Genomic DNA, 14,767 nt, shown 5'->3' with positions numbered 1-14,767 from the left:
TATCGTCGCGCCTGGCTCGCGGCCATCGCCGGGATATTGCTCCTGGCCACCATCGGGGCCTGGATCTGGGTCGAGCAGGACAGCGGCATCCAGCTGCCCAGCGGCCATCCACCGATCACCACCAGCGCACCCAAGGCTTCTGCAACGCCCCCGGCGGTGCAGCCCGCGCAACTGGTCGACGAATCCACCTGCGCCGGCTGCCACCCGGCGCAACTCAAGGACTGGCAGGGCTCCCATCACCAGCAGGCGATGAAGCCGGCGAGCGAAGGCAACGTGCTGGGCGACTTCGCCGATGTCACCTTCAAGGGCGACACCGAGACCACCCGCTTCTTCCGCAAGGGCGACGAATACTGGGTCAATACGCCGGGTGCCGACGGCAAGCCGGCGGACTTCAAGGTCGCCTACACCTTCGGCTTCGAACCGCTGCAGCAATACCTGCTGGACTTTCCCGACGAGCAAGGCCGGCCCGGCGGCCGCCTGCAGGCCCTCGGCGTCGCCTGGGATAGCCGCAAGCACCAGTGGTTCCAGCTGATGCCCGGGCAACGCATCGACTTCAAGGACGAACTGCACTGGACCCGCCCCGCGCAGAACGCCAACTTCATGTGCATCGAGTGCCACACCACCGGCTTCAAGCGTAACTACGATGCGAAGAGCGACAGCTTCGCCAGCCACTGGAACAGCCTCGGCGTCGGCTGCCAGGCCTGTCACGGGCCCGCATCGAAGCACCTGGAGTGGGCGCAGAAACCCGATCGCAACACCGCCAAGGGCTTCGATGTGCCGCTGCAGAACGCCAGCCAGAGCACCATCGTCGAGACCTGCGCACGCTGCCACGCCCGTCGCGCGCCGCTGGGTGACGGCTATCAGAACCAGCACCGGTTCATGGACGACTACCTGCCCAGCACCCTGACCCGCGAACTCTACGAGATCGACGGCAAGATCAAGGACGAAGTCTTCGAGTGGGGTTCCTTCACCCAGAGCAAGATGTTCGCCAAGGGCGTGCAGTGCACCGATTGCCACAATCCGCACAGCGGCGAGCTGAAGGCACCGGGCAACGGTGTCTGCCTGCAATGCCACAACACCGCCGGCAAGCCGGTGCGCCCGCAGATCGACGGCAAGGGTTTGCAGGCGAAGAACTACGACTCCCCCGAGCACACTCATCACCAACCCGGCACGCCGGGTGCGCAATGCACGTCGTGCCACATGCCGGGGCGTTACTACATGGTCAACGACTACCGCCACGACCACGGCTTCACCCTGCCCAATCCGCAGCACGCCCGCCGCATCGGCGCCCCGGATGCCTGCCAGGCCTGTCACCGCGACATGCCGGCGAAGCAGCTCGGCTCGGCATTCCGCGAGTGGTTCGCCAGCGAAATACCAGCCAAACCGAATGCCTCCAGCAACCCGCCGCCACGCTACAACGACACCCTGTGGAAGGCGCGTAATGGCAAGCCAGGCGCCTCGCGCGCCCTGCACCTGCTGCTCGCCGACGCAAACCTGCCGGCGATCCGCCGCGCCACCCTGCTCGCCGAGCTGCCCAGCTACCCCAGCCCGCGTTCGGCGGAGCTGGTTGCACTGGGTCTGAAGGACACCGATCCGCAGGTCCGCCACAGCGCCATCCAGGCTCTGCCCGCGCTGGCTGCGCCGCAGCAGCAAGTGCTGCTGCTCGCGCCGCTGCTCGCCGATCCGATCCGCGCCGTGCGCAGCGCCGCTGCCTGGCAACTGGCGCAACTGCCACCGCAACTGCTGGCCGGTATCGGGCCCGAGCTGAACAACGGCCTGAAGGAATACGAAACGATCCAGAACGACCTCGCCGAGCGCGCCGAGGCCAACTTCAACCTCGCCATGCTTTACGAGCGCAGCGGTCGCTCGGAACAGGTCGAGCCAGCCCTGCGTGCCGCGCTGGCGCGCAACGAAGAATACCTGCCGGCGCGTGTCACGCTGTTCCAGTGGCTGGAGGCCAACGGCCGCGACGCCGAGGCCCGCCAGGTGCTCACTGACGGCCTGCGTCGGCAGCCCACGTCAGGCCTGCTGCACCACGTCAACGGTCTGGCCCTGGTGCGCCAGGGCCAGCACGCCCAGGCCCTGAAGGAGCTGCGCGAGGCCGTGCGACTGGCCCCGGATGATGACCAGTTCCGCTTCGTGCTGGCAGTCGCCCTGCATGACGGCGGCGATGTCGACGGCGCCTGCCACGAGCTGGAAACCCTGCTGCAGAAGCACCCGGCCAACCGATCCGCGCGCCTGGTGCTGATCGACTACCTGCGCGAGGCCGGGCAGTTCCAGAAGGTGCAGCAGTTCACGGCAGAGCTGGAGCAACAGAATCCAGACGATCCAGCGCTCAAGCGGGAGTGACCTCTCCAACGACTGGCATTTCCGACGACAGACATTTCCGACGACAGGAAGGAACCGCGGAGTTTTCCGACGCTCTGAGAGGCGCGCAATCACTCAAGGAAACATCATGCGTCGCCGTTCTGCCTCTGTTGTCGTAGCCCTCACCCTGCTCCCCCTTGCCTCCGCCATGGCCGAAGATCGCAGTTTCTGGCGCGGAGTCCTGACCTCCGGCGCCACCACCGCCTCGAGCTACCTGACCAGCCGTGACGATCACAAGCTGATCGGTCCGGCCCAGGACGACGCTGCCAGTTTCATTGCCACCGATGGCGCCATCCGCGGCCCCTACCTGGAAGCCACGCTGCAGCAGATGCGCAGCGCCGACCCGGGCCTGGCGCAAGCCAGCGACGCCGAGCTGGCCTCGGCGATCCTTGCCGCCCAGCATTGAGCAAGGCCGATGTGCGCGACGACCGCTCGCGCACATCGCTGCCGGAAAGTTGGAACTCCAGCCAGCCGCCACGCCTCTCACCTGTACACGGACCTTCCGGAGGTGTAACCGATGCGTACCGCGAAACTGGCCACTGCCTTTGCCCTGATCGCCCTGCCCGTTGCCTCGGCCATGGCCGACGGCGACTTCTGGCGCGACGTGATCTCGTCCGGCGCCACCACCGCGTCGACCTACCTGACCTTCAAGCACGACAAGCTGATCGTCGCCGCCCAGGACGACGCGAGCGCCTTCGTTGCCAGTGACGGCGCCATTCGCGGCCCCTACCTGGAAGCCGCCCTCACCCGTCTGCGCAGCGACGACGCAACCCTGCAGAGTCGCAGCGACATGGAGCTGGCCAACGCCATCCTGACCCGCCCCGATGACGCACCCGCCCAGTGACACCCACCGGCGTGGCCCGTGGCGCGTGTCACGGGCTACACCGGCGGATGCCCCACGCAACCGCCCTTGTGATCTACTGACACTCCCGATTCGACACGGAGTGTCCCATGAACGATCCCATCCAGCCGCTGAAGATCACCCTGATCCTGCTGATCGTCAGTGAAGGCTTCTGGCTGCTCAGCCGCCTGCTCAGCGTGGTCGGCATAGAGGTCTATTCGCTGCTGCCCCAGTCGCTCTACAACCTGATCGGCATGCTCAGCAATGTGCTGATGATCCTGCTGTTCGTGTTCCTGATCCGCCTGATCGGCCGTTTGCAGCTCAAGCCCTGAAGCCCTCTGCCGGGCCAAGCCGATCGCGGACGGAGCCCGCTCCCACGCCGGGCAGTCCGCTCCTACGCCGGAATGAACCTGTAGGAGCGCGCTTGCTCGCGAACCCTCCCAGCTTCAGCGCCGCCAGGAAATCCGTTCGCGAGCCAACTCGCACCTGCGAAAAACAAAAAAGCCGCCCGAAAGCGGCTTTTTCAATTCAGCGCACGGGTAACTCGCGGTAGTCGTCCACCGGCACGCAGGCGCAGAACAGGTTGCGGTCGCCGTAGACGTTGTCCACGCGGTTCACCGCCGGCCAGTACTTGAAGGCCCGGGTGTGCTCGGTCGGGGTCACCGCCTCGGCGATCTGGTAGGGGCGATCCCACAGTCCGGTGACATCGGCCAGGGTGTGCGGCGCGCGCTTGAGCGGGTTGTCCTCGGCCGGCCACTCGCCGGTCTCGACCTTGGCGATTTCCGCACGGATCGACAGCATCGCCTCGATGAAGCGGTCCAGCTCGTGCTTGGACTCGCTCTCGGTGGGCTCGACCATCAGCGTACCGGGCACCGGGAAGGACATGGTCGGCGCGTGGAAACCGTAGTCCATCAGGCGCTTGGCCACGTCTTCCTCGCTGATCCCGGTCTGCGCCTTGAGCGGACGCAGGTCGAGGATGCACTCGTGGGCGACGCGCTCGTTGCGCCCGCGGTAGAGCACCGGGAAGGCGCCATCGAGCTGCTGGGCCAGGTAGTTGGCGTTGAGGATCGCCACCTCGGTGGCGTCGGCCAGTTGCGGGCCCATCATGGCGATGTACGTCCAGCTGATCGGCAGGATGCTCGCGCTACCCCAGGGCGCGGCGCTCACCGCGCCGTTCAGCGGGTTCGGGCCCTCGATGCGGATCACCGGGTGGTTGGCGACGAAGGGCGCCAGGTGCTTCTTCACGCCGATCGGGCCCATGCCCGGGCCGCCACCGCCGTGGGGGATGCAGAAGGTCTTGTGCAGGTTCATGTGCGACACGTCGGCGCCGATGTCCGCCGGGCGCGCCAGGCCAACCTGGGCATTGAGGTTGGCGCCGTCCATGTAGACCTGGCCGCCATGGCCGTGGATGACCTCGCAGATCTCGCGAATGCCTTCCTCATAGACGCCGTGGGTGGACGGGTAGGTAATCATCAGGCAGGACAGCTGCTCGCCGGCTTCCGCCGCCTTGCGCTTCAAGTCCTCCATGTCGACGTTGCCGCCCTTGTCGCACTCGACGATGACCACGCGCATGCTCGCCATGATCGCCGAAGCCGGGTTGGTGCCGTGGGCCGAGGACGGGATCAGGCAGATGTTGCGGTGCGCATCGCCACGGCTCTCGTGGTACTTGCGGATCGCCAGCAGGCCGGCGTACTCGCCCTGGGCGCCGGAGTTGGGCTGCATGCAGATGGCGTCGAAACCGGTGATTGCGCAGAGCCAGCTTTCCAGCTCCTCGATCATCAACCGGTAGCCCTCGGCCTGCTCGCGCGGGACGAAGGGGTGCAGGGTGGCGAATTCCGGCCAGGTAATCGGGATCATCTCGCTGGTGGCGTTGAGCTTCATGGTGCAGGAGCCCAGCGGGATCATCGACTGGTTCAGCGCCAGGTCCTTGCCTTCGAGCTGGCGCAGGTAGCGCAGCATCTCGGTTTCGCTGTGGTGGCGGTTGAACACCGGGTGGCTCAGGTAGCCGCTGCTGCGCTGCAGGGCGGCAGGGATGCCGTCGGCGATCTTGCCGGCATCGAGCTGGGCGACGTCCAGGCCGTGGCCGGCACCCAGCAGGATGTCGAACAGCGTGGCGAGGGTCTCGGCGCTGGTGGTTTCGTCCAGGCTCACGCCCAGGCGGTCCTCACCGACGATACGCAGGTTGACGCGGGCGGCACGGGCACGCTCGACGATAGCCTGTTGCTGCGCGCCGACATCCAGGGTCAGGGTGTCGAAGAAATGCTGGTTGAGCGGGTCGAGCCCCTTGGCGGTGAGGCCGGCGGCCAGCACGCAAGTCAGGCGGTGCACGCGCTGGGCGATGCGCTTGAGGCCCTGCGGACCGTGATACACGGCGTACAGGCTGGCGATATTGGCCAGCAGTACCTGCGAGGTGCAGACGTTGGAGTTGGCCTTCTCGCGGCGGATGTGCTGTTCGCGAGTCTGCAGCGCCATGCGCAGCGCGGTATTGCCACGGGCGTCCTTGGACACGCCGATGATGCGCCCTGGCATGGCGCGCTTGTAGTCGTCGCGGCAGGCGAAGAAGGCGGCGTGCGGGCCACCGTAGCCCATCGGCACGCCGAAGCGCTGGGCGCTGCCCAGGACCACATCGGCGCCCAGCTCGCCCGGCGGGGTGAGCAACAGCAGCGCGAGCAGGTCGCTGGCGACGCAGGCGATGGCCTGCTGGGCGTGCAGCGCGTCGATCAGCGGGCGCAGATCACGCACCTCGCCACGGGTATCCGGGTATTGCAGCAGCGCGCCGAACACCTGGTGCTGGCCAAGGTTGTCCACCTCGTCGACCACCACGTCGAAGCCGAAGGCTTCGGCGCGGGTCTGCACCACGGAGATGGTCTGCGGATGGCAATGCGCATCGACGAAGAACAGGTTGCTCTTGGCCTTGGCCACGCGTTTGGCCAGGGCCATGGCTTCGGCAGCGGCGGTGGCTTCGTCGAGCAGCGAGGCGCTGGCGAGATCGAGGCCGGTGAGGTCGATGGTCATCTGCTGGAAGTTCAGCAGGGACTCGAGACGGCCCTGGGCGATCTCCGGCTGGTAGGGCGTGTAGGCGGTGTACCAGCCCGGGTTCTCCAGCACGTTGCGCAGGATGACGGTCGGCGTCAGGGTGCCGTAGTAGCCGGTGCCGATCAGGCTGGTCCACAGCTCGTTCTTCTGCGCGTAGCCCTTCAGCTTCGCCAGTGCGCCCTGCTCGTCGAGGGCGACGGGCAGGTCCAGCGGCCGGTTCAGGCGGATGGCCGGCGGCACCGTCTGCACGATCAGGTCGTCGCGATTCTTGAGCCCCAGGGTGTCGAGCATCGCCTGTTGTTCGGCGGCGTCGGGGCCCAGGTGACGGGCGAGGAAGGCATCAGGCTGGTGCAGCTGGGAAAGCGAAGGGGTGTTCGACATGGCCACGGTCTCGAAAGGTCGCTCCGTAAAAAGAACAGGCCCCGACGAGTCGAGGCCTGTGTATACAGCGGTGTCTTACGCGTTGGCGTCGCAGGAAGCGCGATAGCCGGCGGCGTCGAGCAGCTTCTCCAGCTCCGCCGGGTTGCTCGGCTTGAGCTTGAAGAACCAGGAGCCGTAGGGGTCGTTGTTCACTTCCTCGGGGGTGTCGGCCAGCACGTCGTTGACGGCGATGACTTCACCGCCCACCGGGGCGTAGATGTCCGAGGCGGCCTTCACCGACTCGACCACACCGGCTTCCTGGCCGGCGGCGAGGGTCTTGCCCACTTCCGGCAGTTCGACGAAGACCACGTCACCCAGGGCTTCCTGGGCATGGTCGGAGATACCCACGGTGACGGTACCGTCGGCTTCCAGGCGCGCCCACTCATGGCTGGCGGCATAACGCAGGTCGGCGGGGATATTGCTCATCTTGTTTTCCTCGAGGACGTAGGCGACGGGCGGCGATGCCACACCATGCAAGTTAGTTCATGCAATTTAGATCAGGGCTTTGCCATGACGCACGAAATTCGGCTGAACGACGCGAACCGGGTACCACTTACCACGGATCTCCACCTCGGCGCGATCGCCGGTGCCCGCTGGCACGCGCGCCAGGGCGATGGACTTGCCAAGCGTCGGGGAGAAGCTGCCGCTGGTGATCTCGCCTTCGCCGACACCGGCGACGCGGACCACCTGGTGGGCGCGCAGCACGCCACGCTCTTCCAGCACCAGGCCGACCAGCTTCGGCGCATCGCCGGCGGCCTTCTGCGCTTCCAGGGCCTTGCGGCCGATGAAGTCGCGGCCTTCGGGCTCCCAGGCGATGGTCCAGGCCATGTTGGCGGCCAGCGGGGTGACGTCTTCGTCCATGTCCTGGCCGTAGAGGTTCATCCCGGCTTCCAGACGCAGGGTATCGCGCGCGCCCAGGCCTGCCGGGGAAATACCGGCGCCAACCAGGTCGTTGAGGAAGCCTTGCGCCTCGACGGCCGGCAGCATGATTTCCAGGCCGTCCTCACCGGTGTAGCCGGTACGGGCGATGAACCAGTCACCATCGGCCTTGCCCTGGAAGGGCTTGAGCTCGCGGATCAGCGCGGCACGCGAGGGGGTGACCAGTTCGGCGGTCTTCTCGCGGGCGTTCGGGCCCTGTACGGCGAGCATCGCGAGGTCCGCGCGCTCGTTCAGGGTGACGTCGAAACCTTCGGTGTGGGCCTGCATCCAGGCCATATCCTTGTCGCGGGTCGAGGCGTTGACCACCACGCGATAGCCGTAGACGCCGAGATAGACGATCAGGTCGTCGACCACCCCGCCGCGCTCGTTGAGCATGCCGCTGTACAGCGCCTTGCCCGGAACCTGCAGTCGTTCGACATCGTTGGCCAGGAGTCGCTGCAGGTATTCCTTGGCCTGCGGACCGGTGACGTCGACCACGGTCATGTGGGAAACGTCGAACACGCCGCAATCGCGACGTACCTGGTGGTGCTCTTCGACTTGCGAACCGTAGTGCAACGGCATGTCCCAACCGCCGAAATCGACGATCTTGGCGCCGAGGGCGACGTGCAAATCATAGAGCGGCGTGCGCTGTCCCATGGGTGTTCTCCTTCCGGGCGAGGCGGGTGCGGAGCGCGAGTACGGCCCGCACGAAACGCGCGCATTGTAGTCGCATGACCGGACTCTGGACAGCTTGTCCGACGGCCGATTCTCAGGGCCGCACAGAACCGGTCGGTCGCGCCGAGCGACGGATCAGGCCGATCACCGGGAACAGTCCCACCAGCACCAGCGTCAGCGCCGGTAGCGCGGCGCGCGCCCACTCGCCCTCGCTGGTCATCTCGAAGACGCGCACGGCCAGGGTGTCCCAGCCGAACGGGCGCATCAGCAGAGTCGCGGGCATCTCCTTGAGCACGTCGACGAATACCAGCAGCGCGGCGCTCAAGGCTCCCGGCAGCAGCAGCGGCAGGTAGACGCGGAAGAACAGGCCGGCCCCGCCGACGCCAAGGCTGCGGGAGGCTTCCGGCAGCGAAGGTCGGATTCTCGCCAGCGCACCTTCCAACGGGTTGTAGGCCACTGCCATGAAGCGGATCAGGTAGGCCACCAGCAACGCCCCGAGGCTGCCCAGCAACAAGGGCTTGCCGGCGCCGCCGAGGGCGCTGGACAGCGGAATCACCGCCTGGTTATCCAGCCAGCTGAAGGCCAGCATGATCGCCACCGCCAGCACCGAGCCGGGCAGCGCATAGCCAAGGTTGGAAATCCCTACCGCCGAGCGCACCGCAGGTGTTGGCGACAGCCGTCGGGCAAAGACCAGCAGCAGCGCCACGGCCACCGTGATCAGCGCCGCGAAGCCGCCCAGGTACAGGCTGTGCAGGATCAGCCCCCAGTAGCGCTCATCGAGGTCGAAACGCCCCTTCTGCCAGACCCAGACCAGCAGTTGCAGCACCGGAATGACAAAGGCGCAGGCAAAGACCAGCAGGCACCAGGCGCTGGCGGCGAAGGCCTTCCAGCCGTGCAGCCGGTACAGCGCGGCGCCACGCGGACGCTCGTTGGGCACGCCGCTGCGGCCACGGCTGTAGCGCTCGCCCAGCAGCACCAGCATGACGAACAGCAACAGCAGGCTGGCCAGCTGGGTGGCGCTGGAGAGGCTGTAGAAGCCGTACCAGGTCTTGTAGACGGCGGTGGTAAAGGTATCGAAGTTGAACACCGAAACGGTGCCGAAATCCGCCAGGGTCTCCATGATCGCCAGCGCCAGCCCGGCGCCAATGGCTGGCCGCGCCATGGGCAGGGCGACGCGCCAGAAGGCGGCCAGGGGCGAGAGGCCGAGCACCCGCGCCGCTTCGGTCAGGCCACGCCCCTGGGCGAGGAATGCGCTGCGCGCGAGCAGGTAGACGTAGGGGTAGAAGACCAGCACCAGCACCGTGATCACCCCACCGGTGGAGCGTACCCGCGGCAGCCGCAGGCCGCTGCCGAACCACTCGCGCAGCAGCGTCTGCACGGGGCCGGAGAAATCCAGCAGGCCGACGAAGACGAACGCCAGCACATAGGCCGGCACCGCGAAGGGCAGCATCAGCGCCCAGTCCAGCCAGCGTCGGCCGGGGAATTCGCAGAGGCTGGTGAGCCAGGCGAGGCTGACGCCCAGCACGGTGACGCCCACCCCTACGCCAGCCACCAGCACCAGGGTGTTGCCCAGCAGGCGCGTCATCTGGGTTTCCCACAGGTGCGACCAGATTTCGCGGTCGATTTCCGCCCAGCTCAGCAGCAGGACGCTGATGGGCAGCAACACCAGGGCGGCGACGGCGAAAGTGATGGGGTACCAGCGGTTGGCGCGCATGCGTCGGTGCATCCAGACTTCAAGTGGCGTTCACGGCGGAGGCGTCCGACTCGCAGACGGAATCTTCCAACGTTGAACTCGAATTCGCCTGATCCTCAGGAGACAGGGATAAAGCGCAAGGTACTGCGGTCGAATCCGCCACTTTGCCACTCCCCCAACAAAGGAAAAAGCCCATGCCAGCGCTCCGCGCCCTGCCTGCCCTGTTCCTCGCCGCCCTCTGCGGAGCGGCTTCCGCCGACGACACGCCCACGCCGATCGAAGACTGTCTGGATCTCGCCTCGCGCACCTTCGCCGCGGATTCGACGATGCAGGAGCGCTGGCAGCAGTCCTGGCTGGACCATGACTCGCTGCGCGAGGAAGCCTACGACGGGGAAGTCGAGGGGCAGCATGCGAGCAAGGCGCTGAAGGCGCAGATGCGCGAGGGCGAAAGGGTCGCCGGGCAGTTCACCTGCTTGCTGACCGGGAGCGGCAAGCCGCTCTCGGTGCAGTACCAGGTGCAACCGTCAGAGGCGGGCGACGCTACCGACCAACCGCAAGCGGAGCCGGCAGTACCGTCCACCTGATCAGTTCCAGCCGGCGCGGTCCATCAGCTTGATCGCTTCGGCCTGGCGCTTGCCGGCGATCTCCACCGGAATGCTGTCGGCCTTGAACTCACCCCAGGCCGCCACTTCCTGCGACGGTGCCACCTTCGGGTTGGCCGGGAATTCCTGGTTGATGCCGGCGAACAGCGCCTGGGCGTCCGCACCGGTCATCCATTCCACCAGCTTCTTGGCCTGTTCCGGGTGCGGCGCGTACCTGGTCAGGCCGATGCCCGACAGGTTGACGTGCACGCCCCGGTCACCCTGGTTCGGCCAGAACAGCTTCACCGGCAGCTGCGGATTGTCCTTGTGCATGCGCCCGTAGTAGTAGGTGTTGACGATGCCGACGTCGCACTGCCCGGCGGCGATGGCCTGGAGCAGCGCGTTGTCGTCGGAGAACACGTCGGTGGCCAGGTTGTTCACCCAGCCCTGGAGGATCTGCTCGGTCTTCTCGGCGCCGTGGGTTTCGATCAGCGTGGCGGTCAGCGACTGGTTGTAGACCTTCTTCGCGGTGCGCAGGCACAGGCGGCCTTCCCATTTCGCATCGGCCAGCTCCTCGTAGGTCGACAGCTCCTCGGGCTTCACCCGCTGGGTCGAATAGGCGATGGTCCGCGCGCGCAGCGACAGGCCGGTCCAGCTGTCAGTGCCGGAGCGGTACTGCGGCGGGATGTTGGCGTCCAGGGTCGGCGAATCGAAGGGCTGCAGAATGCCCATCTTCTCGGCCTGCCAGAGGTTGCCGGCGTCGACGGTCAGCAGCAGGTCGGCCGGGGTATTGGCGCCCTCGGCCTTGATCCGCGCCATCAGCGGCGCTTCCTTGTCGGTGATGAACTTGATCTTCACCCCGGTGGCCTGGGTGTAGGCGTCGAACACCGGCTTGATCAGCTCGTCGATACGCGAGGAATAGACCACCACTTCGTCGGCGGCCTGGGCGGTGCTACCGAAGGCGGCCAGCAGGAGGGTGGCGAGAAGACCTTTGCGCACGAGCATGAGCGTGTCCTTTGCAGGGAAAATATCCCGCAAATGATAAGGAACCTCATTTGCTACTGAGCCGTGCGTTTGTGTCGGGGTGTTTCGGGAGGGTGTGGCCTGGAGTCACAGGTGGGTTCGGCGCTCGTGCAAGAGCCCCTCACCCCAGCCCTCTCCCAAAGGGAGAGGGAGCCGCCCGACGTCTGCGGGTATCACGGAGTCCGCCGGCGATCTCTGAACGCCCAGCTCGCGCCGATCAGTCCCCTCTCCCTCCGGGAGAGGGTTAGGGTGAGGGGGCCGAAGGCTACCCTCTACACTCGCGCCAGATTGGGCAAATCCCCGGAAAGCCCCAGCGCCTGGCGCACGAACACGCCCTTCGCTTCGTGATGCTTGTCCACCAGCCGCAACCCGGCATTACGCAGCCAGCGCACCGCCAGCGGGTCGGCCTGGAACAGGCGCTGGAAGCCCTCCATTGCCGCCATCATGGCCAGGTTGTGCGGCATGCGCCGACGTTCGAAGCGGCTCAGCACCCGCTCCTCGGCGATGTTCTCGCCACGGGCGTGGGCGTGCTCGATCACTTCGGCCAGCACCGCGGCATCCAGGAAGCCCAGGTTCACGCCCTGCCCGGCGAGCGGGTGAATGGTGTGTGCGGCATCGCCGATCAGCACCAGCCCCGGCTCCACGTAGCGCTTGGCGTGGCGCTGGCGCAGCGGGATGCACAGGCGGCGGTCGGCATGCTCGATAGCACCCAGGCGATGTTCGAAGGCCAGGCCCAGGGCCTTGCGGAAGCCCTCGTCGTCCAGCGCCATGAGCTTTTCCGCCTGCTCCGGGGTGGTCGACCAGACGATCGAGCACCAGTGCCCGTCGCCCTCCTTCGCCAGCGGCAGGAAGGCCAGCGGGCCGTCGTCGGTGAAGCGCTGCCAGGCAGTGGCCTGGTGCGGCTTCTCGCAGCGCACGCTGGTGACGATGGCGTGGTGCAGGTAATCCCATTCGCGGGTGGCGCAACCGGCCAGGCGGCGTACGGCGGAATTCGCACCGTCGGCCGCGACGACCAGCGGCGTGCGGATTTCGCGGCCATCGGAGAGCGTCAGCAGCCAGTCGTCGCCGGAATGGCGCAACTGTTCCAGCCGAGCGTTGGGCAGCAGGCCGAGGGCGGAGTCGTGCAGGCGCTCCAGCAGGGCGTCCTGCACCACGCGGTTCTCGACGATATGGCCGAGCATCTCGGCATGCACGCTGGCAGCGCTGAAGTGGATCTGCCCGGTGCCGGAACCATCCCACACCTGCATCTCGCGATACGGCTCGGCACGTCGTGCAGCGATGCCGTCCCAGGCGTGCAGGCGCTGGAGAATCCGCCGGCTGGCTTCGGACAGCGCGCTGACGCGCGGTTCGAAGGGCGCTTCGCGGTCGAACGGCTTGACGCTCAGCGGCGAGCCGTCCAGCAGCAGGATATCCAGCCCGCTGCCTTCCAGGGCCAGGGCCAGCGCACTGCCGACCATTCCCGCCCCGACGATTACCAGATCCGCGTGCATGTGCGTTCCTTCTTCAGCGGCCCGCGCAGCGTCGGCGCGGGCATCGAAATTCAAGCGGCCTGCCGCGCGCGCGGCTTCAACCGGACGTACAGGGTCTTCTGCACCCGCGCCACCAAGGTGCCTTGAGCGTCACGCACTTCGGCGTGCAGGCGCGGCAGGTACTTCGCGCCGCCGGCGGTGTGCTCGCGGATTTCATCGAGCAGGTGCTGGTCGATGCGGAACTCGGCGTACACCGGCCCCTTGCCGGGGCTGACGAATTCGATGTTGGCGGCCTTGTCCCAGACGATGTATTCGCGCCCCAGGTTCTCCATCAGCATCAGCATGAAGAACGGATCGGTCATGCTGTACAGGCTGCCGCCGAACTGGGTACCGACGTAATTGCGGTTGAACAGGTTCAGGCCCATCTTTACGCGGACCTCGCGGAAGTCCGCGCTGATGTGGCGCACCCGTACCCCGGCGCCGAGATACGGCGGGTAGAGGTTCAGGCCGAAACGCAGCAGGCGGGCGCGGCGGGAGCTTTTGCGCAGTTCCATCCACTCACACCGGGCGTGCGCCCAGGCCCATGGCCTGGCGGGCGAACCAGCGCTTGGCCGGCGGCAGCAGATCGAGGCCGAGCAGGCCGATGTTGCGACCGGTGGCCAGCAGCGGCTGGGCATTGGAGAACAACCGGGTAACCCGGTCGGAGAAGCCGACGGTCATCTGCTGGTCGAGGCGCTGGCCGTCGAGGTAGCGCTGCAACACGGCGAAATCGCCCGGCGCAGCGGCTTCCTGCAACAGGCGATCGCCCAGCGCCTTGGCATCGCGCAGCGACAGGTTGAAGCCCTGCCCGGCAATCGGGTGCAGGCTGTGGGCGGCATTACCCAGGACCACCAGGTGCGGGCGAATCTGCTCGTCGGCCTCGGTCAGGCTCAGCGGGTAGCCATGGCGCACACCAACCTGGCGCAGGGTGCCGAGGCGGTAGCCGAAGGCGTCCTGCAATTCAGAGAGAAAGGCCGCGTCGGGTAGCTCGCGCAGACGCTCGGCGTCACTGCCATTGCGGGTCCAGACCAGCGCGCAGCGGTTTTCCGGCAGCGGCAGCAGGGCCAGCGGGCCGTTCTCGGTGAAGCGCTCGAAGGCCTGTCCGCGATGGGCTTCGGACGGGCTGATGTTGGCGATCAGCGCGGTCTGCCCGTAGGACGAGGAACGTACGTTGATCCCCAGTTGCTCGCGCAGGCCGGAGCGGCCGCCGTCAGCCAGCACGGCGAGGTCGCAGTCCAGCTGCGAGTCGTCGTCCAGGGTCAGGCGGTAGCCATCGCCGTGGGCGTCCATCCGCCGCACTTCGGCCGGGCAGCGCCAGCTCACCACGTCCGGGTCCAGCGCGCGCCACAGGCACTGGCCGAGCCAGGCGTTTTCCACCACGTAGCCGAGAGCGGGAACGCCCTCTTCCACCGCCGTCAGCCGCGCAGCGCCGAAGCGCCCGCGATCGGAAACGTGGATCTGCGTGATCGGTTCGGCACGCTGCGAAATCTGCTGCCAGAGCCCGAGGCGTTCGTAGATCTGCCGGCTGCCGAAGGACAGCGCCGAGGAGCGCGCGTCATAGCTGGGCTGGTAGGCGTCACCGGGGGCGAAGGGCTCGACCAGCACGATCTGCCAGCCGCGCGCGCGGGCGCCGGCCTGGAGAATCAGCGCTAGGCTTGCGCCAACGAGTCCGCCACCGATGATGGCCAGTTGCGTACGTTGCATG

The 14,767-nt window shown here is 67.0% G+C and carries 13 protein-coding genes; 5 read left to right on the top strand and 8 right to left on the bottom strand.

Features of this window, described 5'->3' with window-relative positions:
• The 4 genes from L6D89_RS31530 to L6D89_RS31515 form a co-directional block, all read left to right on the top strand.
• Positions 1–2,349 (top strand): tetratricopeptide repeat protein (locus L6D89_RS31530; protein ID WP_236202262.1); only part of this gene is annotated, 2,349 nt, incomplete at its 5' end.
• 106 nt (positions 2,350–2,455) lie between these two features.
• Entirely contained in the window at positions 2,456–2,773 is a 318-nt protein-coding gene (locus L6D89_RS31525; RefSeq protein WP_236202261.1) for a DUF2388 domain-containing protein, read from the top strand.
• A gap of 111 nt (positions 2,774–2,884) precedes the next feature.
• Entirely contained in the window at positions 2,885–3,211 is a 327-nt protein-coding gene (locus L6D89_RS31520; RefSeq protein WP_236172001.1) for a DUF2388 domain-containing protein, read from the top strand.
• A gap of 107 nt (positions 3,212–3,318) precedes the next feature.
• Complete coding sequence (locus L6D89_RS31515) at positions 3,319–3,540, top strand: hypothetical protein (protein ID WP_236172002.1); 222 nt, start codon at positions 3,319–3,321, stop codon at positions 3,538–3,540.
• 196 nt (positions 3,541–3,736) lie between these two features.
• On the opposite strand, the gene gcvP is transcribed toward L6D89_RS31515, so the two are convergent.
• From gcvP to L6D89_RS31495, 4 genes are all read right to left on the bottom strand, one after another.
• Entirely contained in the window at positions 3,737–6,625 is a 2,889-nt protein-coding gene (gene gcvP, locus L6D89_RS31510) for an aminomethyl-transferring glycine dehydrogenase (RefSeq protein WP_236202260.1), read from the bottom strand.
• Between the two features lie 75 nt (positions 6,626–6,700).
• On the bottom strand, positions 6,701–7,090 hold the full coding sequence (gcvH, locus tag L6D89_RS31505; RefSeq protein ID WP_236172006.1) for a glycine cleavage system protein GcvH: 390 nt from the start codon (positions 7,088–7,090) through the stop codon (positions 6,701–6,703).
• 66 nt (positions 7,091–7,156) lie between these two features.
• Positions 7,157–8,239: a glycine cleavage system aminomethyltransferase GcvT gene (gene gcvT / locus L6D89_RS31500; RefSeq protein ID WP_236172008.1), complete on the bottom strand. Its 1,083-nt coding sequence runs from the start codon at positions 8,237–8,239 to the stop codon at positions 7,157–7,159.
• 112 nt (positions 8,240–8,351) lie between these two features.
• Positions 8,352–9,971 (bottom strand): ABC transporter permease, encoded by a 1,620-nt coding sequence (locus L6D89_RS31495; protein WP_236172356.1) that lies wholly within the window; start codon positions 9,969–9,971, stop codon positions 8,352–8,354.
• A gap of 173 nt (positions 9,972–10,144) precedes the next feature.
• On the opposite strand from L6D89_RS31495, the gene L6D89_RS31490 reads away from it, so the two are divergent.
• Complete coding sequence (locus L6D89_RS31490; RefSeq protein WP_236202259.1) at positions 10,145–10,534, top strand: hypothetical protein; 390 nt, start codon at positions 10,145–10,147, stop codon at positions 10,532–10,534.
• Here the strand turns inward: L6D89_RS31490 and L6D89_RS31485 are convergent, their stop codons facing one another.
• From L6D89_RS31485 to ubiH, 4 genes are all read right to left on the bottom strand, one after another.
• Positions 10,535–11,536: an extracellular solute-binding protein gene (locus tag L6D89_RS31485; RefSeq protein WP_236202258.1), complete on the bottom strand. Its 1,002-nt coding sequence runs from the start codon at positions 11,534–11,536 to the stop codon at positions 10,535–10,537.
• Between the two features lie 290 nt (positions 11,537–11,826).
• The gene (locus L6D89_RS31480) at positions 11,827–13,044 is read right to left on the bottom strand and encodes a 2-octaprenyl-3-methyl-6-methoxy-1,4-benzoquinol hydroxylase (protein WP_236202257.1); all 1,218 of its coding nucleotides are present in this window, start codon (positions 13,042–13,044) and stop codon (positions 11,827–11,829) included.
• A gap of 50 nt (positions 13,045–13,094) precedes the next feature.
• Positions 13,095–13,577 (bottom strand): DUF4442 domain-containing protein, encoded by a 483-nt coding sequence (locus L6D89_RS31475; RefSeq protein WP_236172014.1) that lies wholly within the window; start codon positions 13,575–13,577, stop codon positions 13,095–13,097.
• A gap of 4 nt (positions 13,578–13,581) precedes the next feature.
• Positions 13,582–14,766, bottom strand: a complete 1,185-nt coding sequence (gene ubiH / locus L6D89_RS31470; protein ID WP_236202256.1) for a 2-octaprenyl-6-methoxyphenyl hydroxylase — start codon at positions 14,764–14,766, stop codon at positions 13,582–13,584.
• Between the last annotated feature and the right edge of the window lies 1 nt (position 14,767).

This window comes from Pseudomonas pseudonitroreducens (genome assembly GCF_021603645.1).
Taxonomy (GTDB): Bacteria; Pseudomonadota; Gammaproteobacteria; order Pseudomonadales; family Pseudomonadaceae; genus Pseudomonas; species Pseudomonas pseudonitroreducens.
Note: the sequence above shows the minus strand (reverse complement) of the source record. Positions and strands in the feature narration are given on the sequence as shown.

What these genes read in the sequence shown, in the direction of transcription:
- gcvP (WP_236202260.1), bottom strand. Translation starts at nt 6,625, where the DNA reads ATGTCGAACACCCCTTCGCTTTCCCAGCTGCACCAGCCTGATGCCTTC.
- ubiH (WP_236202256.1), bottom strand. Translation starts at nt 14,766, where the DNA reads ATGCAACGTACGCAACTGGCCATCATCGGTGGCGGACTCGTTGGCGCA.
- L6D89_RS31520 (WP_236172001.1), top strand. Translation starts at nt 2,885, where the DNA reads ATGCGTACCGCGAAACTGGCCACTGCCTTTGCCCTGATCGCCCTGCCC.
- L6D89_RS31485 (WP_236202258.1), bottom strand. Translation starts at nt 11,536, where the DNA reads ATGCTCGTGCGCAAAGGTCTTCTCGCCACCCTCCTGCTGGCCGCCTTC.
- L6D89_RS31490 (WP_236202259.1), top strand. Translation starts at nt 10,145, where the DNA reads ATGCCAGCGCTCCGCGCCCTGCCTGCCCTGTTCCTCGCCGCCCTCTGC.
- L6D89_RS31475 (WP_236172014.1), bottom strand. Translation starts at nt 13,577, where the DNA reads ATGGAACTGCGCAAAAGCTCCCGCCGCGCCCGCCTGCTGCGTTTCGGC.
- L6D89_RS31525 (WP_236202261.1), top strand. Translation starts at nt 2,456, where the DNA reads ATGCGTCGCCGTTCTGCCTCTGTTGTCGTAGCCCTCACCCTGCTCCCC.
- L6D89_RS31515 (WP_236172002.1), top strand. Translation starts at nt 3,319, where the DNA reads ATGAACGATCCCATCCAGCCGCTGAAGATCACCCTGATCCTGCTGATC.
- L6D89_RS31480 (WP_236202257.1), bottom strand. Translation starts at nt 13,044, where the DNA reads ATGCACGCGGATCTGGTAATCGTCGGGGCGGGAATGGTCGGCAGTGCG.
- gcvH (WP_236172006.1), bottom strand. Translation starts at nt 7,090, where the DNA reads ATGAGCAATATCCCCGCCGACCTGCGTTATGCCGCCAGCCATGAGTGG.
- L6D89_RS31495 (WP_236172356.1), bottom strand. Translation starts at nt 9,971, where the DNA reads ATGCGCGCCAACCGCTGGTACCCCATCACTTTCGCCGTCGCCGCCCTG.
- gcvT (WP_236172008.1), bottom strand. Translation starts at nt 8,239, where the DNA reads ATGGGACAGCGCACGCCGCTCTATGATTTGCACGTCGCCCTCGGCGCC.